General features: G+C 56.0%; 21 protein-coding genes and 1 pseudogene. 6 read left to right on the top strand and 16 right to left on the bottom strand.

What is annotated here, in order from left to right:
• Positions 1–34: 34 nt before the first annotated feature.
• The 7 genes and pseudogenes from ETG88_RS09285 to ETG88_RS09250 all read right to left on the bottom strand — a co-directional run bounded on the left by ETG88_RS09285 (position 35) and on the right by ETG88_RS09250 (position 7,539).
• The gene (locus ETG88_RS09285; protein ID WP_129035257.1) at positions 35–922 is read right to left on the bottom strand and encodes a transporter substrate-binding domain-containing protein; all 888 of its coding nucleotides are present in this window, start codon (positions 920–922) and stop codon (positions 35–37) included.
• Positions 923–931: 9 nt separating this feature from the next.
• On the bottom strand, positions 932–1,705 hold the full coding sequence (locus ETG88_RS09280; RefSeq protein ID WP_100780060.1) for an amino acid ABC transporter ATP-binding protein: 774 nt from the start codon (positions 1,703–1,705) through the stop codon (positions 932–934).
• On the bottom strand, positions 1,689–2,612 hold the full coding sequence (locus ETG88_RS09275) for an amino acid ABC transporter permease (protein ID WP_129035256.1): 924 nt from the start codon (positions 2,610–2,612) through the stop codon (positions 1,689–1,691). Before ETG88_RS09275 ends, ETG88_RS09280 begins: the two co-directional genes overlap by 17 nt.
• 9 nt (positions 2,613–2,621) lie before the next feature.
• Complete coding sequence (locus tag ETG88_RS09270) at positions 2,622–3,131, bottom strand: GNAT family N-acetyltransferase (RefSeq protein WP_129035255.1); 510 nt, start codon at positions 3,129–3,131, stop codon at positions 2,622–2,624.
• 9 nt (positions 3,132–3,140) lie between these two features.
• Positions 3,141–5,403, bottom strand: a pseudogene (locus tag ETG88_RS22440) (NtaA/DmoA family FMN-dependent monooxygenase).
• Positions 5,404–5,419: 16 nt separating this feature from the next.
• Positions 5,420–6,541: a M20 peptidase aminoacylase family protein gene (locus ETG88_RS09255; protein ID WP_129035252.1), complete on the bottom strand. Its 1,122-nt coding sequence runs from the start codon at positions 6,539–6,541 to the stop codon at positions 5,420–5,422.
• Positions 6,538–7,539, bottom strand: coding sequence for an LLM class flavin-dependent oxidoreductase (locus ETG88_RS09250; RefSeq protein ID WP_129035251.1), 1,002 nt, complete (start codon positions 7,537–7,539; stop codon positions 6,538–6,540). Before ETG88_RS09250 ends, ETG88_RS09255 begins: the two co-directional genes overlap by 4 nt.
• A 456-nt stretch (positions 7,540–7,995) precedes the next feature.
• On the opposite strand from ETG88_RS09250, the gene ETG88_RS09245 reads away from it, so the two are divergent.
• Positions 7,996–9,531, top strand: coding sequence for a methyl-accepting chemotaxis protein (locus ETG88_RS09245; protein ID WP_129035250.1), 1,536 nt, complete (start codon positions 7,996–7,998; stop codon positions 9,529–9,531).
• Here the strand turns inward: ETG88_RS09245 and ETG88_RS09240 are convergent.
• Entirely contained in the window at positions 9,528–9,926 is a 399-nt protein-coding gene (locus ETG88_RS09240; RefSeq protein ID WP_129035249.1) for a (R)-mandelonitrile lyase, read from the bottom strand. The two genes, ETG88_RS09245 and ETG88_RS09240, sit on opposite strands and share 4 nt — an antisense overlap.
• Positions 9,927–10,037: 111 nt before the next feature.
• On the opposite strand from ETG88_RS09240, the gene ETG88_RS09235 reads away from it, so the two are divergent.
• A complete protein-coding gene (locus ETG88_RS09235; protein ID WP_129035248.1) occupies positions 10,038–10,928 on the top strand; it encodes a LysR family transcriptional regulator in 891 nt (296 codons plus the stop codon).
• Between the two features lies 1 nt (position 10,929).
• Here ETG88_RS09235 and ETG88_RS09230 read toward each other — a convergent pair whose 3' ends face one another.
• Positions 10,930–11,913 carry an aldo/keto reductase gene (locus tag ETG88_RS09230; RefSeq protein WP_129035247.1) on the bottom strand — a complete coding sequence of 328 codons (984 nt, stop codon included), beginning with the start codon at positions 11,911–11,913 and terminating at the stop codon, positions 10,930–10,932.
• A gap of 429 nt (positions 11,914–12,342) precedes the next feature.
• Here ETG88_RS09230 and ansP point away from each other — a divergent pair, with 429 nt between their 5' ends.
• On the top strand, positions 12,343–13,839 hold the full coding sequence (ansP, locus tag ETG88_RS09225) for an L-asparagine permease (protein WP_129035246.1): 1,497 nt from the start codon (positions 12,343–12,345) through the stop codon (positions 13,837–13,839).
• Positions 13,840–13,956: 117 nt separating this feature from the next.
• On the opposite strand, the gene yncE is transcribed toward ansP, so the two are convergent.
• Complete coding sequence (gene yncE / locus ETG88_RS09220) at positions 13,957–15,018, bottom strand: 7-bladed beta-propeller protein YncE (RefSeq protein ID WP_102103788.1); 1,062 nt, start codon at positions 15,016–15,018, stop codon at positions 13,957–13,959.
• Positions 15,019–15,287: 269 nt separating this feature from the next.
• On the opposite strand from yncE, the gene pqqU reads away from it, so the two are divergent.
• On the top strand, positions 15,288–17,402 hold the full coding sequence (gene pqqU, locus ETG88_RS09215; RefSeq protein ID WP_129035245.1) for a TonB-dependent receptor PqqU: 2,115 nt from the start codon (positions 15,288–15,290) through the stop codon (positions 17,400–17,402).
• 61 nt (positions 17,403–17,463) lie between these two features.
• Here the strand turns inward: pqqU and ETG88_RS09210 are convergent, their stop codons facing one another.
• The 5 genes from ETG88_RS09210 to ETG88_RS09190 all read right to left on the bottom strand — a co-directional run bounded on the left by ETG88_RS09210 (position 17,464) and on the right by ETG88_RS09190 (position 21,092).
• Positions 17,464–17,811, bottom strand: coding sequence for a hypothetical protein (locus tag ETG88_RS09210; RefSeq protein WP_129035244.1), 348 nt, complete (start codon positions 17,809–17,811; stop codon positions 17,464–17,466).
• On the bottom strand, positions 17,808–18,314 hold the full coding sequence (locus tag ETG88_RS09205) for a hypothetical protein (protein WP_228483284.1): 507 nt from the start codon (positions 18,312–18,314) through the stop codon (positions 17,808–17,810). The genes ETG88_RS09210 and ETG88_RS09205 overlap by 4 nt, the downstream gene beginning before the upstream one ends.
• Before the next feature lie 172 nt (positions 18,315–18,486).
• Positions 18,487–19,155 carry a GntR family transcriptional regulator gene (locus ETG88_RS09200; RefSeq protein WP_100780046.1) on the bottom strand — a complete coding sequence of 223 codons (669 nt, stop codon included), beginning with the start codon at positions 19,153–19,155 and terminating at the stop codon, positions 18,487–18,489.
• A 258-nt stretch (positions 19,156–19,413) separates the two neighbouring features.
• Positions 19,414–20,451 (bottom strand): NADPH-dependent curcumin/dihydrocurcumin reductase, encoded by a 1,038-nt coding sequence (gene curA, locus ETG88_RS09195; protein ID WP_129035243.1) that lies wholly within the window; start codon positions 20,449–20,451, stop codon positions 19,414–19,416.
• A 65-nt stretch (positions 20,452–20,516) separates the two neighbouring features.
• Positions 20,517–21,092, bottom strand: a complete 576-nt coding sequence (locus ETG88_RS09190) for a helix-turn-helix domain-containing protein (protein WP_100780044.1) — start codon at positions 21,090–21,092, stop codon at positions 20,517–20,519.
• 148 nt (positions 21,093–21,240) lie between these two features.
• Between ETG88_RS09190 and ETG88_RS09185 the strand changes: the two genes are divergently transcribed.
• Complete coding sequence (locus ETG88_RS09185; RefSeq protein ID WP_129035242.1) at positions 21,241–21,759, top strand: GNAT family N-acetyltransferase; 519 nt, start codon at positions 21,241–21,243, stop codon at positions 21,757–21,759.
• The gene (locus tag ETG88_RS09180; RefSeq protein ID WP_102103794.1) at positions 21,756–22,205 is read left to right on the top strand and encodes a DMT family transporter; all 450 of its coding nucleotides are present in this window, start codon (positions 21,756–21,758) and stop codon (positions 22,203–22,205) included. Before ETG88_RS09185 ends, ETG88_RS09180 begins: the two co-directional genes overlap by 4 nt.
• 3 nt (positions 22,206–22,208) lie before the next feature.
• Here the strand turns inward: ETG88_RS09180 and ETG88_RS09175 are convergent, their stop codons facing one another.
• Complete coding sequence (locus ETG88_RS09175; RefSeq protein WP_102103795.1) at positions 22,209–22,442, bottom strand: YdcY family protein; 234 nt, start codon at positions 22,440–22,442, stop codon at positions 22,209–22,211.
• Between the last annotated feature and the right edge of the window lie 37 nt (positions 22,443–22,479).

Raw genomic sequence — 22,479 nt, 5'->3', positions numbered from 1 at the left:
GCCCCCACTCAGAACAAATTCTAAGTGTAGAACATCAGTAGGTGATGCCCGGCGGATTGACTTCGGAGCGCGCGACGCCTTCGCCCTGCTCACCCCAGCGCGCCAGCACCTGCTGATACTCCCCACGCTGAATCGCCCCATCGAGCGCGGCCTGCAGGGCATACACCAGTTCGTTGCCCTTTTTGGTGGTGGTCGCAACATAGGCTTTTTTCGGCCCAAGCCCCACTACCCGGGTTTTGCCCGTCAGCGCCGCTTTATAGGCGGAAACCGACTGCGGGCCGAAAAACACATCCGCGCGCCCGGACTGAATATACAAATTGCCGGAAGCGTCATCCGTCAGATAGACCGGCAGCGCCGTCTCACGCCCGGCCTTTTTGTTCTCTTCATTCCAGCCGAGAAGAATGCGCTCCTGATTGGTGCCGGAGCCGACAATCACCTTTTTACCCGCCAGATCTTCGGCATTTTTAATTGTCTGCACGTCGCTGGTGGATTTCACCGAAAACGCCAGTGAATCGACGCGATAGGTGGCAAAATCAAACTTCTCTTTACGCTGCTCGGTCACCGCAATGTTCACCAGCGCCACGTCGTAACGCCCGGAGCTGATCCCAAGCGGCCAGTCTTCCCAGGCGGTCGGTACCAGTTTCAGTTTTAACCCCAGACTCCCCGCCAGCAGCCGGGCGATATCCGGATCGCTGCCAATACGGGTGCGATTATCGCTGGCAAGCAGCGCCAGCGGCGGCGAATTAAGGGCAGAGATGGCGACCGTCAGCGTACCCGGCTCGACAAATTTATAGCCCTGCGGGATCTTCGCGATCGCCGCCTGATCCACCGTCACCGGCAGCGGCTGTTCGTTAGCCTTTAAATCAATGCTGGCCTGGCTCACTGAAACGACGCCCAGCAGCGCCAGCAATCCGTATTTCATACCCTCTCCTTACAGCACTTTCGACAGGAACTGACGCGTTCGGGCGTGCGACGGACGGTTTAATACCTCGTCGCTGCTGCCCTGCTCGACAATTTTGCCATCAACCATGAACACCACCTGATCCGCCACTTCGCGGGCAAAACCGATCTCATGCGTCACCACCACCAGCGTGGTGCCGGATCGGGCCAATTTTTTAATCACGTCCAGCACTTCTCCCACCAGTTCCGGGTCGAGAGCCGACGTCGGCTCATCAAACAGCATCACCCGCGGGCGCAGGGCAAGCGCACGGGCAATGGCGATGCGCTGCTGCTGGCCGCCGGAAAGATGACGCGACCAGGCGTCGGCTTTTTCACGTAGACCGACCACATCCAGCAGGCCGTACGCCCGCTCTACCGCCGCTTTACGGCTCAGCTGCTTATGCGCGATCGGCGCTTCAATCAGGTTTTCCAGCACCGTGAGATGCGGGAAGAGATTAAAGTTCTGGAACACGTAGCCGACGTTGACGCGCTGCTTGAGGATCTCTTTCTCTTTCAGCTCATAGAGTTTGTCGCCCTGACGGCGATAGCCGATGTAATCCCCGTCAATCTGGATGAAGCCTTCATCGACGCGCTCCAGGTGGTTAATGGTGCGTAACAGCGTCGATTTACCGGAGCCGGATGGGCCGAGGATCACCGTCACCGAACCGGGCGGAATCTCAAGCGACACGTTATCCAGCGCCTTATGGCGACCAAAGAATTTACTGACGCCGGTAATCGAAATATGTCCTTCAGGAGAGGCTGGCATGGATAGGCTCCTGTGATGGGGTAACGGAACGGGTGCGCTGACTGGCGCGAGACTGATTCACCGCCGAGCGGCGTTCGCTGCGGGCAAGACCGCGCTCCACCACATGCTGAATGACCGACAGCACAGTGGTGATCACCAGATACCAGGCCGCGCCAACCATCAGCAGCGGGATCACCTCCTGCGTGCGGTTGTAGATCATCTGAATGGTGTAGAACAGCTCCGGCATGGCCAGGACGTACACCATGGCGGTGCCTTTGGCGAGGCTGATAATCTCATTAAACCCGGACGGCAAAATGGTGCGAAGCGCCTGCGGCAGAATAATGCGCACCGTGCGGCGCCAGGCCGGCAGGCCCAGCGCGGCAGCCGCTTCGTACTGGCCGTGATCGACGCCTAAAAAGCCACCGCGAATGATTTCGGCGGTGTAAGCGCTCTGCACCAGTGTCAGACCTACCACGGCGGTTGAAAACTGCCCCAGCACGTTGATGGTCTCAAATGTGCCCCAGGTTATCTGAGTAAAAGGCACGCCGAGGGAGAGCGTGTCGTACAGATACGAGAAGTTGTAGAGAATGATCAGCACCACAATCAGCGGCAGCGAGCGGAACAGCCAGATGTAGCCAAACGCCAGGGTGCTTAAGAGCCACGACGAAGAGAGTCGCGCCAGCGCTAACATGCCGCCCAGCACCACGCTCAACGCTGTGCCGATTAAGGTCAGCAGCAGCGTTTGCCCCACCCCTTCCAGAATCACCGGATCGAAGAACCAGCGTGCAAACACGCCCCACTCCCAGCGCGGATTAAAGGCCACCGACTGAACGACGACCGCCAGCACAAACAGCGCAGCAATCGCTCCGACGGTGCGCCAGGGATAGCGCGCCGGGACCACTTTGATGGTTTCAACGTTGTTGTTCATCGTCGTTCCTCATGCGGATTTACTGAACGCTTCGCGAACCAGCGTTTTGGTGAAGCGCAGACGCCCGTCAAAGGGGGGCTGGCTGTACTCTTCCGGATCGCGCTCGAGATCGAACTGCGGCGCGTAGCCCTGGCTCAGATAGAGCCTCACCGCCTCCGGCTGACGAAAACCGGTAGTGAGGTAGATACCGCTGTAACCCGCCAGCACCGCCCTGCGCTCCAGCTCCTGCACCACGCGCGCGGCCAGCCCCTGCTGGCGCAGCGTTTTGTTTGTCCAGATGCGTTTGATCTCGGCGGTGTGCGAGTCAAAGGGTTTGTACGCACCGGTGGCGATGATCTCGCCGTCACGCTCCAGCACGATAAACAGCCCCTGCGGCGGCAGATACCACTCGGTCAGTTCGATTTCCGCGTCTTTGGAAAAGTAGTCGCCGTAACGGGCGGCGTACTCTCCGAACAGCCCGTCAATGATGGGCTGAAGATCGGCATCTTCCGGCGAAACGTCGCGAAAAAGATCGCTCATGTGGCCTCCTTAGTCGCCCAGCCCGGCCGGGTTCACTTCTGAGTTCGGAATACGCTCGACACCTTCGCCCCAGCGGTTGAGCACCTTGTCGTAATCCCCGTTTTTAATCACACCGTTGAGCGCCGTTTGCACCGGTTCAACCAGCCCGGAGCCTTTTTTCAGCGTCACGGCGATGTGCGCCGCTTTCGGCCAGCCGCCATCCACGCTGCCCACCAGTTTGGTTTTGCCGGTCAGGGCCGCTTTCCACGCGCCAATCACATTCGGCCCGAAGAACGCATCAGCCCGCCCGGACTGCAACGCCAGCGTTTGCGCCGCGTCGTCTTTGGTGTAGACCGGAGTGAACGGCTTCAGCCCTTTTTTGAGGTTTTCCGCGTTCCACGCCAGCAGAATCGCTTCCTGATTGGTACCAGAGCCGACAATAATGCGCAGCCCGGCGATGTCTTCAGCCTTCTCAAGGGATTTAATCGGGCTGGTCGATTTGACGTAGAAACCGAGGGAGTCTTTTCGATAGGTAGCAAAATCGAACTTCTCTTTGCGTTCTTTGGTCACCGTGATGTTGCTGATCGCCGCGTCATATTTTCCGGATGCCACGCCGAGCGGCCAGTCCTCCCAGGAGGTCGGCACCACGTTCAGCTCCAGCCCGAGGCTGTCGGCCACCAGACGCGCAACGTCCACTTCGCTACCCAGCAGGGTTTTGTTGTCATCGGAGAACACGGTAAGCGGCGGCTGGTTCAGCCCCGCCACGGCGACGGTGAACTTCCCCGGCACCGCAAAGCGATAATCTTTCGGCAGTTGCGCCACGGCATCGCCGTTTTTGACGGTGTTCACCGGCGTTTTATTGGCCTCAATGCTCACACCGGTGCCGTTAATGTTCACATTTTCTGCCCAGACGGCAGGGGTAAAGGCCAGCGCGAGCGCCAGAACGAGCGAGGTTTTCTGCATAGCGTGTCTTCTCTTATTGTTGTGTGAACTGATTTTTTGGCTGGTCTAACCCCAGGCTTTCGCGAAGCGTGGTGCCCGGATAGTCGGTGCGGAACAGTCCGCGAGCCTGCAGGAGCGGCACCACCTGATCGACAAAGCGCGGGAAGGTGTCTGGCGTACCGCCCTGAATGATGAAACCGTCTGCGGCGTAGGCGTCGAACCACTGCTGCAGGCCATCGGCCACCTCTTCCGCAGTGCCGGAAAAACGCGGGCGCGGGGATGCCGCTTCCAGCGCCACCTGGCGCAGCGTCAGGTTCCGCTCGCGGGCGTTACGTTTGATCTCATCGGTGGTACTGCGGAAACTGTTTTGCCCTAACTCGCCGATATCCGGGAAAGGTTCGTCGAGAGGATACTGGCTAAAATCGTGATGCTCGAAATAACGTCCGAGGTAATTCAGTGCGTCGTTTATCGACACCAGCGCGGCGGTGGTTTGATACTGCTCTTCCACGTCTGCGGCATCTTTTCCGACAATCACACTCACGCCCTGGAAAATATGCAGTTCATCAGCGCGGCGGCCGTTTAATTCCAGCTGAGATTTCACGTCACGATAAAAGGCTTTGGCTTCGTCTAAGGTTTCGTGATGCGTAAATATGGCGTCGGCATGTTTCGCCGCCAGTTTTTTGCCGTCTTCCGAGGCCCCCGCCTGAAACACAATCGGGCGGCCCTGCGGTGTGCGGCCAATATTCAGCGGCCCGGCGACCTGGAAGAAATCACCGTGGTGATCCAGCGTGTGTAATTTCTGCGGATTAAAGAATTGCCCGCTCGCTTTATTGCGCACAAAGGCGTCCTCTTCCCAGGAGTCCCACAGCCCTTTCACGACGTCGAGATACTCATCGGCGATGCGATAGCGCAGAGCGTGCTCGGGATGTTTTTCGCGAGAGAAGTTTTTCGCTGAGCCTTCCAGCGGCGAGGTGACCACGTTCCAGCCCGCACGCCCGTTGCTCAGATGGTCAAGGCTGGCAAACTGTCGCGCGACGGAAAACGGCTCGCTGTAAGAGGTCGACAGCGTTCCGACCAACCCCAGACGCGAAGTGATGCTCGCCAGGGCGGATAAAACAGTTAACGGCTCAAAGCGATTCAGAAAATGCGGGATCGACTTTTCATTAATATAAAGTCCATCGGCGACGAATAAAAAATCGAGTTTCCCCTCTTCCGCTTTTAACGCCGTCTCTTTGACGAAATTAAAATTAATGCTGGCATCAGCCACGGCTGCCGGATGACGCCAGGCGGACATATTTCCCGATGCGCCATGCAATATGGTTCCAAGACGCAATTGTCGTGTTGCAGACATAGTCACCCCTTACTGGTTAAATTTGATGTAATGCTTTTTCTGCAAGCTGCGAGAAATAGTGCGCGGCGGGTTCGATTAAGGCCTCGTCCGGATTAAAACCCGGATGGTGCAAACCGAAAGGACTGTTGCTGCCAATGCTGACGAACGCGCCGGGAATGTGCTGTAAATAGACGGCAAAATCTTCACCGCCCATATGCAGCTCTGCGTGCTGTGTTTCGTAACCCGTTTCGCGCGCTACAGAGGTGGCGAAATCGGCCCAGCGTTCATCGTTCACCAGCGCGGTCGGACCGGCGTACCAGGTGATATCAATCTGCGCGTTAAAGGCGCTGGCAAAACCGGCAGCGATTTCGCCGACACGGGCTTTGACGTTCTGCTGCACTTCAATGCGATGGGTGCGCAGCGTCCCTTCCAGCTCCACGCTCTCCGGCAGTACGTTCCAGGTGTTGCCGCCTTCGATGCGCGTCACGCTCAGCACCACGGAATCCAGCGTATTGACGTTACGGCTGGCGACACTTTGCAGGGCGGTGACGAGCTGACTGGCGAGCAGAATAGCGTCGGAGCCTTCGTGCGGACGGGCGGCGTGCGCCCCTTTACCGGTCACGCGGATCACAAAGCGGTCGACGTTGGCGTAAAACGGCCCGCCGCGCGTGGCGAAGGCCCCTACCGGCAAACCGGGTTCGTTGTGCATGCCGAAAATCGCGCTGATATCCTGAAGCGCACCGGCGCGGACCAGGCTTTTCGCACCGCCAAAATTCTCTTCGGCGGGCTGGAACAGAATGCGCACCCGCCCCGGCAGCGTGGCTTCGCGAGCTTTGAGCTGCAACGCTGCGCCCAGAATCACGCTGGTGTGAATATCGTGACCGCAGGCATGCATTACGCCCGGATTCTGCGAGCTAAATTCCACACCGCTGCGCTCCTCAATCGGCAGCGCGTCGATGTCTGCGCGCAGGGCAATCTGTTTCTGGCCCTGACCAATTTCGGCGACGATCCCGGTCTGGAGATCGTACGGCAGCACGGTGATCCCGGCCCCCGACAGCCACTGGCGCAGACGGGCGGTGGTTTCGACTTCCTGCCCTGACAGTTCAGGATGGCGGTGCAGTTCACGGCGCCAGTCGATCAGCTGTTGTCCGAGGCTCATACCAGCACCTCCCCGGCAAATTTGGCCTGCGCCAGTAAGCGCAGGGATTGTGTGCGGGCGAGTCCGTCCGCCACGGGCGTATCAATAATAAATTCGTCGATGCCCCAGGTCTGGTGCAGGTTTTCCAGTTCATTGAGCACCGATTCCGGCGTGCCTTTGATCAGCGACTGGGCGCGACGGGCAATGCGCAGCGGTTCGCTTTCGGCCTGTCGCGCAAAGGCGTAGGCCTGCTCTTCACTGGCGACCGTTACCCGCTGGCCGTTCGCCAGCTCAACGCCCCACACTTCCACTTTTTCCGCCAGCGCATCGGCCTGCACCTGAGTCGGTGCGACGATGGCCTGAACCGCCACGATGGCGTTAAGCGCGCTGTGAGTGCGCCAGGTTTCCAGCACGTCGCGCAGGAGATTCACATCCCCGTTGAGATGGGCGGCAAAGACAAAATTCCAGCCGAGTTTCGCCGCCAGTTGCGCGCTTTCAATGCTTGCGCCGAGCAGGAATTTCTCCGCGGGCGCAGAGGGCAATGGCGTGGCTTTGACGCTGTCGTCCTGCACGTCAGTTGATGGGGTAAGCCAGCGATCGAGCTGGGTCAGTTGATCGGCAAAACTCCCCTTTTCGTCCTGATGCAGCCCCTGTTGCAGGGCACGTGTGGAGAGCGGCAAACCGCCGGGCGCTTTCCCGACGCCCAAATCGACGCGGCCAGGGGCAATCGACGCCAGCACGTTGAAGTTTTCCGCCACTTTGTACGGGCTGTAATGTTGCAGCATCACGCCACCAGAGCCGACGCGGATGTGTTTGGTTTGTCCCAGAATCCAGGCAATGAGTAGCTCAGGCGAGGGGCTGGCCAGCTGCGCGGTATTGTGATGTTCGGCAATCCAGAAGCGGTGAAAACCCAGCGCTTCGGCCTGTTTTGCCAGACTCAGGGTACGCGCCAGCGCGTCGGCGGCCGTTTCGTTAACCGCCACAGGGCTTTTATCCAGAATGCTGATTCGCCAGGACATGTTGTGCTCTCGTTTGACTTAACATGTCGCCATTATTAAAGGCGGATTTCACCTCTGAGAAACAATTAATTTACATTTAGTTTGCCGGAAATCAGAAATGCATCCCCCTTCTCTTCATAAGCCTATCGCGCAGAACAGATTAGCCGCCGCGATCTGTCCATGTTAACGAAAGTGTATTTCGGGAGTTCAATTTCCGTGGTTTATTCATATTTCACTTAATATTTAACTTAAGGAGAGAATTTCATTCGCCATTAAAAATGGCGGCACTCTTTTTTTGCAAATTCATTACATAAGCAATATTTAATAGATAAAAAATAGTTAATTCAGGTGCTTTCTTGTTCACCCTGTTTTGTGGAAGAATGCGCAGGCCGTAATAAACACAACAATAACTTTTGTCTTGCCTGAATATTTTTCGGGCGGCTTTTATGTTTTTTTGACATCACCATGGAGTTTTTCATGAGAAATAACACTCCTGTTACACAAAGCGAGTATTTACTTAACGAAGGGTCGACGCTGATGTCGACCACCAATACGCAGAGCCATATTACCTATGCCAACTCTGCGTTTATTGAAGCCAGCGGCTATAAAGAAGAACATCTTATTGGCGAGCCGCACAATGTCATTCGCCACCCGGATATGCCGCCTGACGCCTTTGGGGATATGTGGTTTACGCTCCAGCAGGGCCAGAGCTGGACTGGGCTGGTCAAGAACCGCCGCCATAACGGCGATCACTACTGGGTGCGTGCCAACGTCACGCCGGTGTATCAAAACGAAACGCTGACCGGTTATATTTCCGTGCGAAATATCCCCCCGCGCGATGAGATAGACGCCGCTGAACATCTCTATCAGCGGGTCAGAAATAACCAGCTTACCCGCCATCGTTTTTATAAAGGCTTACTGGTTCGTCGCGGGTTATTCTCTTTTATTTCTCTCTTTAAAAAAATAAGCACGGCGAAAAGAGTCAATTACGGTATTGCCGTTACCGCTCTGCTTGCGTTACTGGTATCCCTTTTATTACCGAAAGGTGTGATGCAAATCGCCGGGCTGATGGCGCTCTTTATTGCGCTGGGTTTATATCTGAATGCACAGGTTTGCCGCCCTCTTAAAAAGATTGTCCGCCAGATGCAACAGGTCGTTTCCGGGCGAAAACCCGCTTATTTTCATTTTGATCGTGTCGATGACGTGGGCATGATGATGCGCCTGGTCAATCAGTCGGGGCTGAATTTAAATTCTCTGGTCGATGACGTCGGTACGCAAATTGCCGGGATCAGCACCATCAGCCAGCAGGTGGCGAAAGAAGGTGCAGCGTTACAGGCGCGCTCTGAAGAGATGGCTGATGATTTGCAGCAAACCGCTGCCGCCGTGGAGGAGATCGCCAGCGCCGTAGAGCAAACCGCGCAAACCGCCGGGGAAGCAATCCATATGGCCGACCGCACCAGCAGCAGCGCCCACAGCGGCGAAACCGCCATGAAGCAGACCATCGGCATGATGCAGTCGGTCTCAAAAGATAACAGTCAGATTGTCGATATTATTGGCGTGATCGACCGAATCGCCTTCCAGACCAATATTCTGGCGCTCAACGCCGCCGTAGAAGCGGCGCGCGCGGGCGAAGCGGGCCGTGGTTTTGCGGTCGTGGCTGCCGAAGTGCGCAACCTGGCGCAGCACTCGGCCTCGGCGGCGAAAGAGATCAAAACGCTGATCGAGAAGAACGTCGCCAGCGTTAATGCCGGTGTGGCAATGGTCGAACAGACCGAAACCCACCTTACGGCGATGATTGGCAATGTGTTACAGGTGACGTCGCTGATCAAAGAGATCGGCCATGCGACGCAGGAACAGACGCTGGCCCTGACGCTCATCAACGAGTCTATTTCCCGAATCGGCGTGATGACCCACAACAATACGGGGATGGTCGATAACGTTACCCGCGCCGCTAATCACCTGACGGAGCGCACCACACGGCTGCAACAGGCGATTGCGGTATTTGGCGGTTAACGCCCCTGATACTCCTCGTCGCTCACTTTTTCCAGCCACTCCACCGGGCTGCCGTTCACGGATTCGGCGATGGCGATATGCGTCATCGCAGTCTGTGAACTGGCCCCGTGCCAGTGTTTTACGCCAGGCGGTATCCAGGCGATATCGCCCTGGTTCAGCGCCTCGGCGTCTTTGCCCCACTCCTGTAACCAGCCGCGTCCCTGCGTCACAATCAGAGTTTGTCCCAGCGGATGGGTGTGCCAGGCGGTGCGCGCACCCGGCTCGAAAGTCACCGTCGCGCCGCCGACGGACGCAGGTTCCGTTGCCTGAAACGGCGCATCGACGCGCACGGTTCCGCTAAACCACGCTTCCGGGCCACGGGCTGAGGGTAACGAACCACTTCGGATAATTTTCATGTTGTCTCCTGTTTTGCTGATGCGTTAACAGTAGCGCAAACCTGGGAGCAGCATTAGACTGCATAATCAGAAAGGAACCATGAGCCAAATTCATATATCGGGAGCCTCGCCGTGCTGAAAGACAATTTCAACGATCTGCTGTCGTTTATGGTAGTCGCTCGCGAGCGGAGTTTTACCCGCGCCGCTGCCCAGCTTGGCGTGTCGCAGTCGGCACTGAGCCACGCAATGCGCAATCTTGAAGCGCGTCTGGATATGCGCCTGCTCACGCGCACCACCCGCAGCGTGGCCCCGACCGAAGCCGGCGAGCAGCTTTTTATGCGCTTAAGCCCACACCTGCTGGAGATCGAACAGGAACTGACGGCCCTGCGCGAGATGCGTGACAAACCCGCCGGGAACATTCGCATTACCGCCGGGGAGCACGCTATGTCGGCGGTGCTGTGGCCGGTGCTGAAACCCTTTATGCTGCAATACCCGGATATTCACGTTGAGGTCACCGTCGACAACGGTCTGACGGATATCGTTGATGGTCGTTTTGATGCGGGCGTGCGCCTGGGTGAACAGATCGCCAAAGATATGATTGCGGTGCGCATCGCGCCGGATATGCGGATGACAGTGGTGGGATCGGCGGACTATTTTGCGCGCCACGGCATGCCCGAAACGCCGGAGCAGCTGGCAAACCATACATGCATCAATATGCGCCTGCCTACCCTCGGTGGCCTGTATGCCTGGGAATTTGAAAAAGACGGGCGAGAGATACGCGTGCGGGTGGAGGGTCAGTTGACGTTAAATAACCTGCCGCAGCGGATTGATGCCGCCGAGGCAGGTCTGGGGCTGGCGTATGTGCCGGAAGATACGGTGCAGGATGCCATTGCGAAGGGCCGCCTGATCCCGGCCCTGCAGGCATGGTGCCCGTATTTCGACGGGTACCACCTTTACTACCCGAGCCGCCGCCAGCACACCACCGCGTTTTCGCTGCTGGTCGACGCCCTGCGTAAGACCTAAATTACTTGCCGACGCGCGCCTGCAAATGCTGCGGGTAGCGATCGCCGACCACATCAATGCTCGCCAGCGCCTGATTAATACGGGCGAGCGCTTCAGGTGACAGTGTCACGTTCACGCTCCCCAGGTTCTCCTCCAGACGATGCAATTTGGTGGTACCCGGAATCGGCACAATCCACGGCGCTTTCGCCAGTAACCACGCCAGCGCGATTTGCGCCGCTGTCACGCCCTGCTCGGCAGCCAGGCGCTGCACCAGATCCACCAGCTGCTGGTTGGCCTGCCGTGAGGCTTCGCTAAAGCGCGGCACCACGTTGCGGAAATCGCTGCTGTCGAAGGTGGTTTGGGCGTTGATCGCCCCTGTCAGGAAGCCTTTACCCAGCGGGCTGAACGGAACAAAACCGATGTTTAACTCCTCCAGCAGGGGTAGAATTGCCTGCTCGGGCTCGCGCCACCACAGGGAATATTCGCTTTGCAGCGCGGTGACCGGGCAGACCGCATGCGCGCGGCGAATGGTGTCGACGCCCGCTTCTGACAGGCCAAAGTGTTTTACTTTACCTTCGGCAATCAGATCGGCAATCGTTCCCGCGACCTCTTCCACCGGCACGTCCGGATCGACGCGGTGCTGATAATAGAGGTCAATCACCTCTGTTTTCAGACGTTTTAACGATCCTTCAATCGCCGCGCGAATATGTTCAGGGCGGCTGTTAAGTACCTGGCCCGGCTGATCGCAGTCAAAACCAAATTTGGTCGCAATGACCACTTTGTCGCGCACCGGTGCCAGCGCTTCGCCGACCACCTCTTCGTTGATATACGGGCCATAAACTTCGGCGGTATCGAAAAAGGTGACGCCGCGTTCTACCGCTGCGCGGATGAGGGAAATGGCCTGCGCCTTGTCCGTCGCCGGGCCGTAACCGAAGCTTAAGCCCATACACCCCAGCCCCAGTGCGGAAACCGTTAAACCGTTTTGTCCGAGTTGTCGCTGTTGCATCTTTTTTCCTCATGGGTTTTCGTGATTAACGCTTTTACTGTAGAGGGATTGGTTCATGAGCACTACAGCGCAGAAAAGCTTGTGCTTATGAATTCAGTTCATCAATGCCATTGCGCAACTATTAAGCACTCCTGATGATTAAAGCAGCAGTTAACGGGTCATTTTCTCTGCAAACTGGTCACTATTCAGCATGTTGTGATCCCCATCTGCTCTGACCACACCATTTCATTCGATCCGTATCACTTTCAGACCGGTTATATTTTGCGTCGCTTATGGATTGCGGGTAGGATGCTTCGCCATGTTTTGCCTTATCCATACGCAGAATGACTGGAAAGGCGACATCTGGCTGCGCAGAAGCAATCGTTTGGTCTGCTGACAGCCATGTACGGGCATCCCTAAGATGATTCAGACAGGTAAACAGGTATCTCAATGAAAACAAGCAATAAAAACGCAGCCGATCATCACGCTGCGAAACGTCGCTGGTTGAACTCTCACGAAGAGGGCTATCACAAGGCGATGGGCAACCGTCAGGTACAGATGATCGCCATCGGCGGCGCTATCGGTACGGGGCTGTTTCTCGGTGCAGGCGCGCGCCTGCAAATGGCTGGCCCGGCTCTCGCACTGGTCTATCTGGTGTGCGGTATTTTCTCCTTCTTTATTCTGCGTGCGCTCGGCGAGCTGGTATTGCACCGCCCTTCCAGCGGCAGCTTTGTCTCCTATGCCCGTGAGTTTCTCGGCGAAAAGGCAGCCTATGTGGCGGGCTGGATGTATTTCGTCAACTGGGCGATGACCGGGATCGTGGATATCACCGCGGTCGCGCTGTATATGCACTACTGGGGTGCGTTTGGCGATGTGCCGCAGTGGGTGTTTGCCCTTGGCGCGCTGGCGATTGTCGGCACCATGAACATGATTGGCGTGAAGTGGTTCGCCGAGATGGAGTTCTGGTTCGCGCTGGTGAAAGTCCTCGCGATTGTGATCTTCCTGGTGGTCGGTACGGTGTTCCTCGGCAGCGGTAAACCGCTCGACGGCGGCGCAACCGGCTTCCATCTGATAACCGATAACGGCGGCTTCTTCCCGCACGGCCTGCTGCCTGCGCTGGTGCTGGTCCAGGGCGTCGTGTTTGCCTTCGCCTCTATCGAACTGGTCGGGACCGCCGCGGGTGAATGTAAAGATCCGCAGACTATGGTGCCAAAAGCGATCAACAGCGTCATCTGGCGTATCGGTCTGTTCTATGTAGGCTCGGTGGTACTGCTGGTGCTGTTACTGCCGTGGAATGCTTATCAGGCGGGTCAAAGCCCGTTCGTGACCTTCTTCTCGAAGCTCGGCGTGCCTTACGTGGGCAGCATCATGAATATCGTGGTACTGACCGCCGCGCTTTCGAGCCTGAACTCCGGTTTGTACTCCACGGGCCGTATCCTGCGCTCCATGTCGATGGGCGGTTCTGCGCCTAAGTTCATGTCGAAAATGAGCAAACAGCAGGTGCCGTACGCGGGGATTCTGGCAACGCTGGTGGTGTATGTCTTTGGCGTGTTCCTGAACTATCTGGTGCCGTCTCAGGTGTTTGAGATCGTACTGAACGTCGCGGCAATCGGCATTATCGCCTCCTGGGCGTTTATCGTGGTGTGCCAGATGCGCCTGCGCAAAGCGATCAAGGAAGGTAAAGCGGCGGATGTGAGCTTCAAGATGCCGGGCGCACCGGTGACCTCGTGGTTGACCCTGCTGTTCCTGTTGAGCGTGCTGGCGCTGATGGCGTTTGACTATCCAAACGGCACCTACACCATCGCCACCATTCCGCTGCTGGCGGTGCTGCTGGTTGCTGGCTGGTTTGGCGTGCGTAAGCGTGTAAACGAAATCCACAGCACCGCGCCGGTACTGGCGGATGATGTTCAGCACGACGCGCCGTTGATCGAAGAGACGTCGCGTTAAGATTTTACAGGCCGTGCCAGGCGACACCGCTCCCCGGCAACAATAAAAAAAGGAAGGCCTGGGCCTTCCTTTTTTTTACCCATAGCGCCAGATTTGCGCAGGGCTAACACACTCGCTTTACAGTGCGATACGGATCACGTCGTCAGGCTGGGTGGCTTCCTGCTGACGGGTAGATTTCTGTTTCACCGTCACATACAGCGTTTTGCCGTCAGCGGAGAGCGCCAGGCTGTTCGGGAAGGTTGGCGTATCGATGGTTTTCGTGACTTTGTAGGTTTTCGCGTCGATCACGCTGACTTTGCCCGCTTCGCGATGCGTCACGTAAGCTTCGTTGCGCGTCGGGTTAAACAGCACCGCCAGCGATTCCGGCGCAGCGATTTTCTCAATCACGCTTGCGTCCTTCAGGTTCACCACCAGCACTTCCGGTTGTTTGGAGTCGGTCAGGAACGCGCGTTGCCCTTTGGTATCCAGGCTCAGGTTCAGGTAGAAATGCTCTTTCCCGTCGTCCTGCACTTTTTTGCGGCTCAGCACTTTGTTGGTGGCCGTATCGATGGTGATCAGCTCGCCGTCTGCGTTAGTGCTGTAAAGACGTTTTGCCTGCGCATCCAGCGCCAGACCCGTGCTGAATGCGCCGGTGTTAGCAATGGTCTCTTTCAGTTTCAGCGTTTCGCCATCCACTACCCAAATCACACTCTCTTTGCCGATACCGGTGATATAGACGGTATTGGTGGTGTCATCGGCCACCAGCTCGCGCGGCTGCAGCGGCTTCACGGTTTCGCTGCGCTTGCGATCGTCAAGCACCAGGCGCCCTTTCACTTCACCGGTTTTGGCGTCGATAGCCGTTACCGCGCTGTTGGTGGTGTTACCAAACCACAGGGTCTGAGTGGCATTGTTGATGGTGGCGCCGAACGGTTTTAAATCGTTATGAATGGCCTGCGTCACTTCAAGTGTGACGGGATCAAGACGGTAAACCACGCCACCTTTATCCGTTTTGCGGCTTTGCGTGGTAGCAACCCACAGGGCATTTTCCTGCTGGCTGACCGCCATTTCGTAAGCGCCTTTACCCACCGCTTTTCGCAGCATCTCTTCTGCAGCATGAACATTAAACGACCCCGCTACCAGCAGTGAACCCAACAGCAGAGAACCACGCAGACGCGGTGAGCACAGATGACGTAATGACATGACGACTCCCTTTGATAAAAAAATGTGTAATGCCGACATTGCTTCCCTGAGACGAAGTCATCGCTTCATCCTGTTTTATTGTTGAGAATAGTAATCATTATTCACCTGAATGTGGAGCCTTTGTTTCCCGTTTCGCGCCCCGCTTCGTTTTTATCTACACTTCTGTTAACGCAACGTGCTGTTAAAGTTTTCAAAACCTTTACAAAAGATTTACCATACGCACATGTGTTCCATTTGGTTCGTTTTCTTCATCAACCGGCTCTTTATTCATGAAAATCATTTCTGCCCGTCAGGCCACGCTCACCCTGTTGTGGATGCCGACGATCTTTGCCCCCGCAGCGGCACTGGCTGCACAAGAACAAACGATGATCGTCAGCGCCACGCCGCAGACCGTTTCTGAACTCGATACCCCTGCCGCGGTTAGCGTCGTGAACGGGGATGATATGCGTCAGGCCGCGCAGCGCATCAACCTTTCTGAATCACTCGGCAGCGTGCCCGGTTTACAAATTCAGAACCGGCAGAACTACGCTCAGGACCTGCAGCTCTCCATGCGCGGCTTCGGTGCCCGCTCTACCTTCGGCGTGCGCGGTATTCGCATGTACGTCGACGGCATCCCGGCGACCATGCCGGACGGCCAGGGGCAGACTTCAAATATCGATCTCTCCAGCATCGACAGCGTCGAAGTGCTGCGCGGTCCGTTCTCTGCCCTGTACGGCAATGCCTCCGGCGGCGTGATCAATATCGCCAGCCAGACCGGCCAACAGCCGCCGACCATTGAAGCGAGCAGCTATTACGGCAGCTACGGCACCTGGCGCTACGGCCTCAAAGCCACCGGCGCAATGGGTGACGGCACCCATGCGGGCGATGTGGATTACACGGTGTCGACGACCCGTTTCACGACGAAGGGCTATCGCGACCACAGCGGCGCGCGTAAAAATCTGGCGAACGCCAAACTGGGCGTGCGCATTGATGACGCCAGCAAACTGACGCTGATTTTCAACAGCGTCGACATGAAAGCTAACGATCCGGGCGGACTGGATTATCAGGAGTGGCGCGACAACCCGCGTCAGTCTCCGCGCGCCGATCAGTACAACACCCGCAAAACCATCAAGCAGACCCAGGCTGGCCTGCGCTACGAGCGCCAGCTGACGGAGCAGGACGATCTCAGCGTGATGATGTACGCCGGTGAGCGTGAAATGACGCAGTATCAGTCAATTCCCTATCAGCCGCAGCTGAAAGAGACCCACTCCGGCGGCGTGATCGATATGCAGCGCCACTATCAGGGCGTGGACACCCGCTGGACGCATCGCGGCGAACTGCTGGTGCCCGTGACCTTCACCACCGGGCTGAACTACGAAAACATGAGCGAAGATCGTCGCGGTTACGAGAACTTCGTCATGAACAACGGCGTGCCGGAGTACGGTGTGAAAGGCGATAAACGCCGCAACGAACGCAACCTGATGTGGAACGTCGACCCGTATCTGCAGACCAGCTGGCAACTGACGCAAAAACTCTCCCTGGATGCAGGCGTGCGTTACAGCTCCGTGTGGTTTGACTCCAACGATCACTACGTACAAGGCGCCAACGGGGATGACAGCGGCGACGCGAGCTACCACAAATGGCTGCCTGCCAGTTCTTTAAAATACGCTATCACCGATGGGTGGAATGTCTACGCTGCGGCAGGCCGCGGGTTTGAAACGCCGACCATCAATGAACTCTCCTACCGTTCCGGAAATCAAAGCGGGCTGAACTTCGGCCTGAAACCCTCCACCAACAATACTTACGAAGTGGGCAGCAAAACCCGCGTCGGCAATGGTCTGTTGACGGCGGCACTTTTCCGCACCGATACGGATGATGAGATTGTGGTAGACGCCAGTGCCGGCGGCCGTACCAGCTATAAAAACGCCGGCAAAACGCGTCGTCAGGGCGTGGAGCTTTCCCTCGACCAGCAGTTTGCCGAGAACTGGAAGCTGAAAATGGCGTGGACGTATCTGGATGCAACGTACCGCACCAACGTCTGCTCCGACGCCGACTGTAACGGTAACCGTATGCCGGGCATCGCCCGCAATATGGGCTACGCGTCGTTTGGCTGGCAGCCGGAAGAAGGCTGGTACGCAGGCTCGGATGTGCGCTATATGAGCGACATTATGGCGGACGATGAAAACACCGCCAAAGCCCCTTCCTACACTGTTGTCGGCCTGAATACGGGCTACAAATTTAACTACGGCAACTGGGGAATGGACGTCTTCGGGCGCGTCGATAACCTGTTCGACAAAGAATATGTCGGATCGGTCATCGTTAACGAATCCAACGGCCGCTACTACGAACCGGCTCCGGGGCGTAATTACGGCGTGGGGATGTCCGTGTCATATCGTTTCGAATAACGGTTAATAGAAGCTACACAACAAAAACCCCGCCTGACGAAGGCGGGGTTTCAGAGGCCAATTATTCCTCAACGTAACGGTACGCGGTCACAATCCCTTGATCAGAGAAATCAACCGACAGATATTGTTTCCTGTCGAGGATCACCGGAATGATAAGGTAGATGCGGCGATCGACGATTTTTGAGGTATATACCCAGTGGTTCACTTTGTTGTAATCCGGTGTATTGGCGGGAACGCCGAAGGCAATCAGAACATCTTTGCGGGTGGTCACCTCAGGAGTGATTTTCTGTTTGATCTCTTTTTCAGAATACTGCGCTAAGCTGGTTGCGCCCGTTTTATCGTAATTTGACGCACATGACGCGCTCATTAAGACAAGTAAAACAATTCCTAACGCCTTCGCCGCTCTCATTGCTTAACATCCTTTTCCACATAGATGCCATTGGTGGTATCTAATGCGACTTCCTTCATATACAGCACGCAGTAGCCCGTCTTGTCTGCGTAGCTGATGTGCCCTTCATAGATTTTTTGCTTTTCAGGTACGAATGAAAGGGTGACGTGGCAGCCCTGATACAATGAATGCTCAATGATGGTTTTTTGATTAGGTATTAGCAGCGTTTCAAAATAATCATCTTTGTAACTCTTTCCGGTTATTTTGGGTAAGCCAATATCCTTTGTTGAACCCAGGAAAGGATTCAGGTAACGATTATGCTTTAAAACCCATCCACCCGTTTCTTTACCGGAAGGGTCGTATTGATAAATCCCGTAGCTCATAGGAGGCCCGATAAGACGGATTTTTGCGACATCAGCACTGTTTGCTGGAGGGGTGTACAGTTTTGGCTCTGGGAATAACGTGCTGCAGCCTGATACGCTCAGGGCAACAGGAATCAAAATCCAGCTCAGATATTTCATCATCTATCCTTGTCTAAAAAGGTAGAGTGAATATCGGCATGCCTCTTCAAAACTTGATGGTGAGTTTTTGCATCAATAAACATGAAATAATATTCCCGGAAGAGCAATTCCTCCGGGTAATAGTTAAGTAGGGCAATAGTTTTAGTGAAGAAGTAAAAAGGAATTAAACTATTACTTAACTAAAATACTGCTGCAATAAAAGCGCCGTCGACCCGTCAATGAGTTTATCAATCGCTTTATCACAGGCCACTGCATCGCCGCGCTCAAGCGCATCCAGCAGTTCATCGTAGCGATACGAGTATTTTGAAATGTCGTGTACATCTTCGTAGAGATAATTGAAGCAGGGGCCAATACGCACCCAAAGTTGCTCAATCATCGCCGTTAATGTTGGCATCTGGGCGCACTCATACAGCCTGAAGCGAAACGCACGATTAGCATGCAGGGCGCGCTGCGCCTCGCCGTTACGCATTGCAGCGTGGAATTTCTCTGCCAGATCGCGTAATTCCTGCAGCTTGCTGTCTGTCATTTTTTCACAGGCTGCCGCAACCGCCATCGACTCTAATTGCTTACGAATGGCGTTTATTTCTGTATAGCGATCGAGGGTGATCTCCGGTACCAGAAAAGCCTGTGCCGGTGTGGCATGCAGGGCTCCGGCGGAAACCAGCCGTAAAAGTGCTTCGCGAACAGGAGTAATACTGGTGCCTAATTTATCCGCAATCTCTTTGGTAATAAGCCTGGCGCCAGGTTTGAGCGCTCCGGCAATCAACGCCCCTTTCAGGCTCACCTCAACTTGCATCGTAAGGCTCAGGCGTTGTGCTTTTTCTAAATGTTCCAATTCAAGCATGTGCATTTCCTTCAGCTTAAAAAATAAGCGCTATTCATCCACCCGTTTTGACCTGAACGAGTGCCTGTCGATATATCCTGTATCTTCACACTGGTATTGGAATGACGCTAAAAAATTCAAGAACCAAAATTTATGCATTTTTTTGCCCTCGGCTCACCGAATCCGGTATGGCCGATAGCTATGCTGGTATTATTAAAGACATTATAGTCAAACTTTAAGAATATATTATGGCGGGGATTCCCGCCATAATGAGTACCATTAGTTATCCTTCGCGACGCGTATCACCACTTTGCCAAAGTTTTTGCCTTCCAGCAGGCCAATCAGCGCCTGCGGTGCATTCTCCAGCCCGTCGATCACCTGCTCGCGATACTGAATTTTGCCCTCTTTGATCCAATGCCCCATCTCATCCTGAAACTCCTGAATGCGATGACCGTAATCCTGGCCAATAATAAAGCCCTGCATGCGAATGCGTTTCTTGAGCAGCGTCGCCATCAGCAGAGGCAGACGGTCTGGCCCGTCCGGCAGTCCGGTGGCGTTGTACCCGCTCACCAGCCCGCACACCGGCACGCGCGCCGAGGTATTCAGCAGCGGCAGTACTGCGTCGAACACTTTACCGCCGACATTTTCGTAGTACACATCGATGCCTTTCGGACAGGCCTGAGCCAGCTGTTCGGCAAAATCGTCCGCGCGATGATCCAGGCACTTGTCAAACCCGAGGACCTCAACCGCGTGACGGCATTTCTCCGCGCCACCCGCAATGCCGACCACATAACAGCCTTTGATTTTGCCGATCTGCCCCACGGTCGCCCCAACCGGGCCGGTTGCCGCTGCAACCACTAACGTCTCGCCCTCTTTTGGCTGGCCGATATCCAGCAGCCCCATGTAGGCCGTGAAACCGGGCATTCCCAGCACGCCAAGTGCCCAGGATGGCTGTTTCACCTCATCGCCGAGTTTGACCAGGCCCGTGCCGTCAGAGAGTTCATACTCCTGCCAGCCGCTGTAGCCCAGCACCCACTCGCCCGCTTTGAATTTCGGGTGGTTCGACTGCTCAATGCGGCTGACCGTGCCGCCCACCATCACCGCGCCAATTTCAACCGGCGGCGAATAGGACGGCGCATCACTCATGCGGCCACGCATGTACGGGTCGAGTGACAGCCAGACGGTACGCAGCAAAACTTGCCCGTCCGAAGGCGTTGGGATCGGTTGCTCTTCTAAACGAAAATTGTCCGCGACCGGCGCACCCTGTGGGCGAGACGCCAGCACCAGGCGGCGGTTTGTGTTTGCAGATTGACTCATGGATCGCTCCTTATTACGCAAATGTCCTTAGAGACTAGCGCCTGTTGCCGACAACTGCCTTATCATTACGAGCCAGACTGATTCAGGCGCACCACCAGATACACGCAGGGGTTTTGCGTCTCATTGATAAAGCGGCAGTCGTTAGGTGGCCCCAGCTCCAGACAATCTCCGGCCTGCATTTCATGGCGGGTATCGCCCTCCTGAAACACCAGTTCACCGGACTGCAACCAGATAAGCTGACGCGCCAGCGCGTAGGATGACGCAGGCATCGGCACATCGCTGCCGCCGGGGAGTTCGACCTGAACCAGATCGATTGGCAAGTCGGTACGCGGTGAAACGTGGCGGCGCAGATAATGCGTTTGCGGATCGCGCCACACCGGCTGGTTGGCAAAGCGCAGCAGCTTGCCTTCCTGCATCTCAGCGCGGGCGATGAGCGTCGACATGCTGATACCGAACGCCCCCGACAGCCGCGCCAGAAGCGTTGCGGTCGGGCTGCTTTCGCTGCGTTCAATTTTGTGGATCATGGCGCGTGACACGCCTGCCCGCTCAGCAAGCTCGCTAAGCGACCAACCGCGCGATTCGCGTTCCACCCGAATTCGCGCGCTAATCCGTTGATTCATATCGTCTGGCATAGTGTTCATGACGTCATACTAAAGTGTATGGACCCGATTTCAATGCCGTTGTCATAACAAAAAAATATGTCTTATGCCGTAGCGGTCTGGCGCGGCGTTTGTGTAATATTGTGAGTAATACGTACCACTATAGTGAACAACCGATCCCGAGGTTCCGATGATTATCCGTCATGCCAGCAAAGAAGATTGCGCCGCTATCGGCGAGATTTACAACCACGCGGTGCTGCATACTGCAGCAATCTGGAACGACACCACCGTCGACACGGAGAACCGTATTGCCTGGTTTGAAGCGCGCACGCTGATGGGCTATCCGGTGCTGGTCAGCGAAGAAAACGGCGTGGTCACAGGCTATGCTTCCTTCGGCGACTGGCGCGCTTTTGACGGTTTCCGCCATACGGTGGAGCATTCGGTCTATGTTCATCCCGAGCATCAGGGTAAAGGCATTGGCCGCGAACTGATGAAAACGCTGATCGTTGAAGCGCGCGCCATCGGCAAACACGTGATGGTGGCGGGTATCGAAGCGCAGAATCAGGCATCCATTCATCTGCATGAGACCCTCGGTTTTGTCATTACCGGGCAGATGCCGCAGGTGGGGACAAAATTTGGCCGCTGGCTGGATCTGACCTTTATGCAGCTCCAGCTCGACGATCGCCACGAACCGGACGCGATCGGATGAATCAATCCCTGACGCTGGTCTTTCTGGTGGCTGCCGGCATCGGTCTGGTGGTGCAAAACACGCTGATGGTGCGCATCACCCAGTCGTCATCGACGATTTTGATCGCTATGCTGCTGAACTCACTGGTCGGTATTGTCTTGTTTGTCAGCATATTACTGATTAAAAACGGCGTGGCGGGCTTCAGCGAGCTGGCGTCCACAATACGCTGGTGGACGCTGATTCCCGGGTTGCTAGGGTCATTTTTTGTCTTTGCCAGCATCAGCGGCTATCAGTATGTCGGTGCAGCCACCACGATTGCGGTGCTGGTCGCCAGTCAGCTGATTGGCGGGCTGGTGATGGACGTGCTGAAAAGCCAGGGGATCCCGCTGCGGGCGCTGATTGGCCCGGTCTGCGGTGCGGTGCTACTGGTGATTGGCGCCTGGCTGGTTGCGCGGCGCCAGTTCTGACGTTTACAGAATCGAGCCGCCTTTGGTCAGCTGATCGTGGCGGGCGTCGGCCTCTTCTTTATGCTGCTTTCCGTGGTGCGCAATGGTGTTACGCAGACGTTGCTGCTGAGCGTAGCGATCTTCGCGGCTCAGTTCGCTGTCTTCGCTCAGTTCGATGAGCAGTTCATTCATGTGAGTGATGACACTCTCTTCCACCGCGGCATCCACGCGCGCGATCACGTCGTCTAAATGTGACATTGTCACTCCTTGTCGTCGAGTCATATCGCCGGGCGGC

It is taken from the genome of Lelliottia nimipressuralis, assembly GCF_004115925.1.
Lineage (GTDB): Bacteria > Pseudomonadota > Gammaproteobacteria > Enterobacterales > Enterobacteriaceae > Enterobacter > Enterobacter nimipressuralis.
Note: the sequence above shows the minus strand (reverse complement) of the source record. Positions and strands in the feature narration are given on the sequence as shown.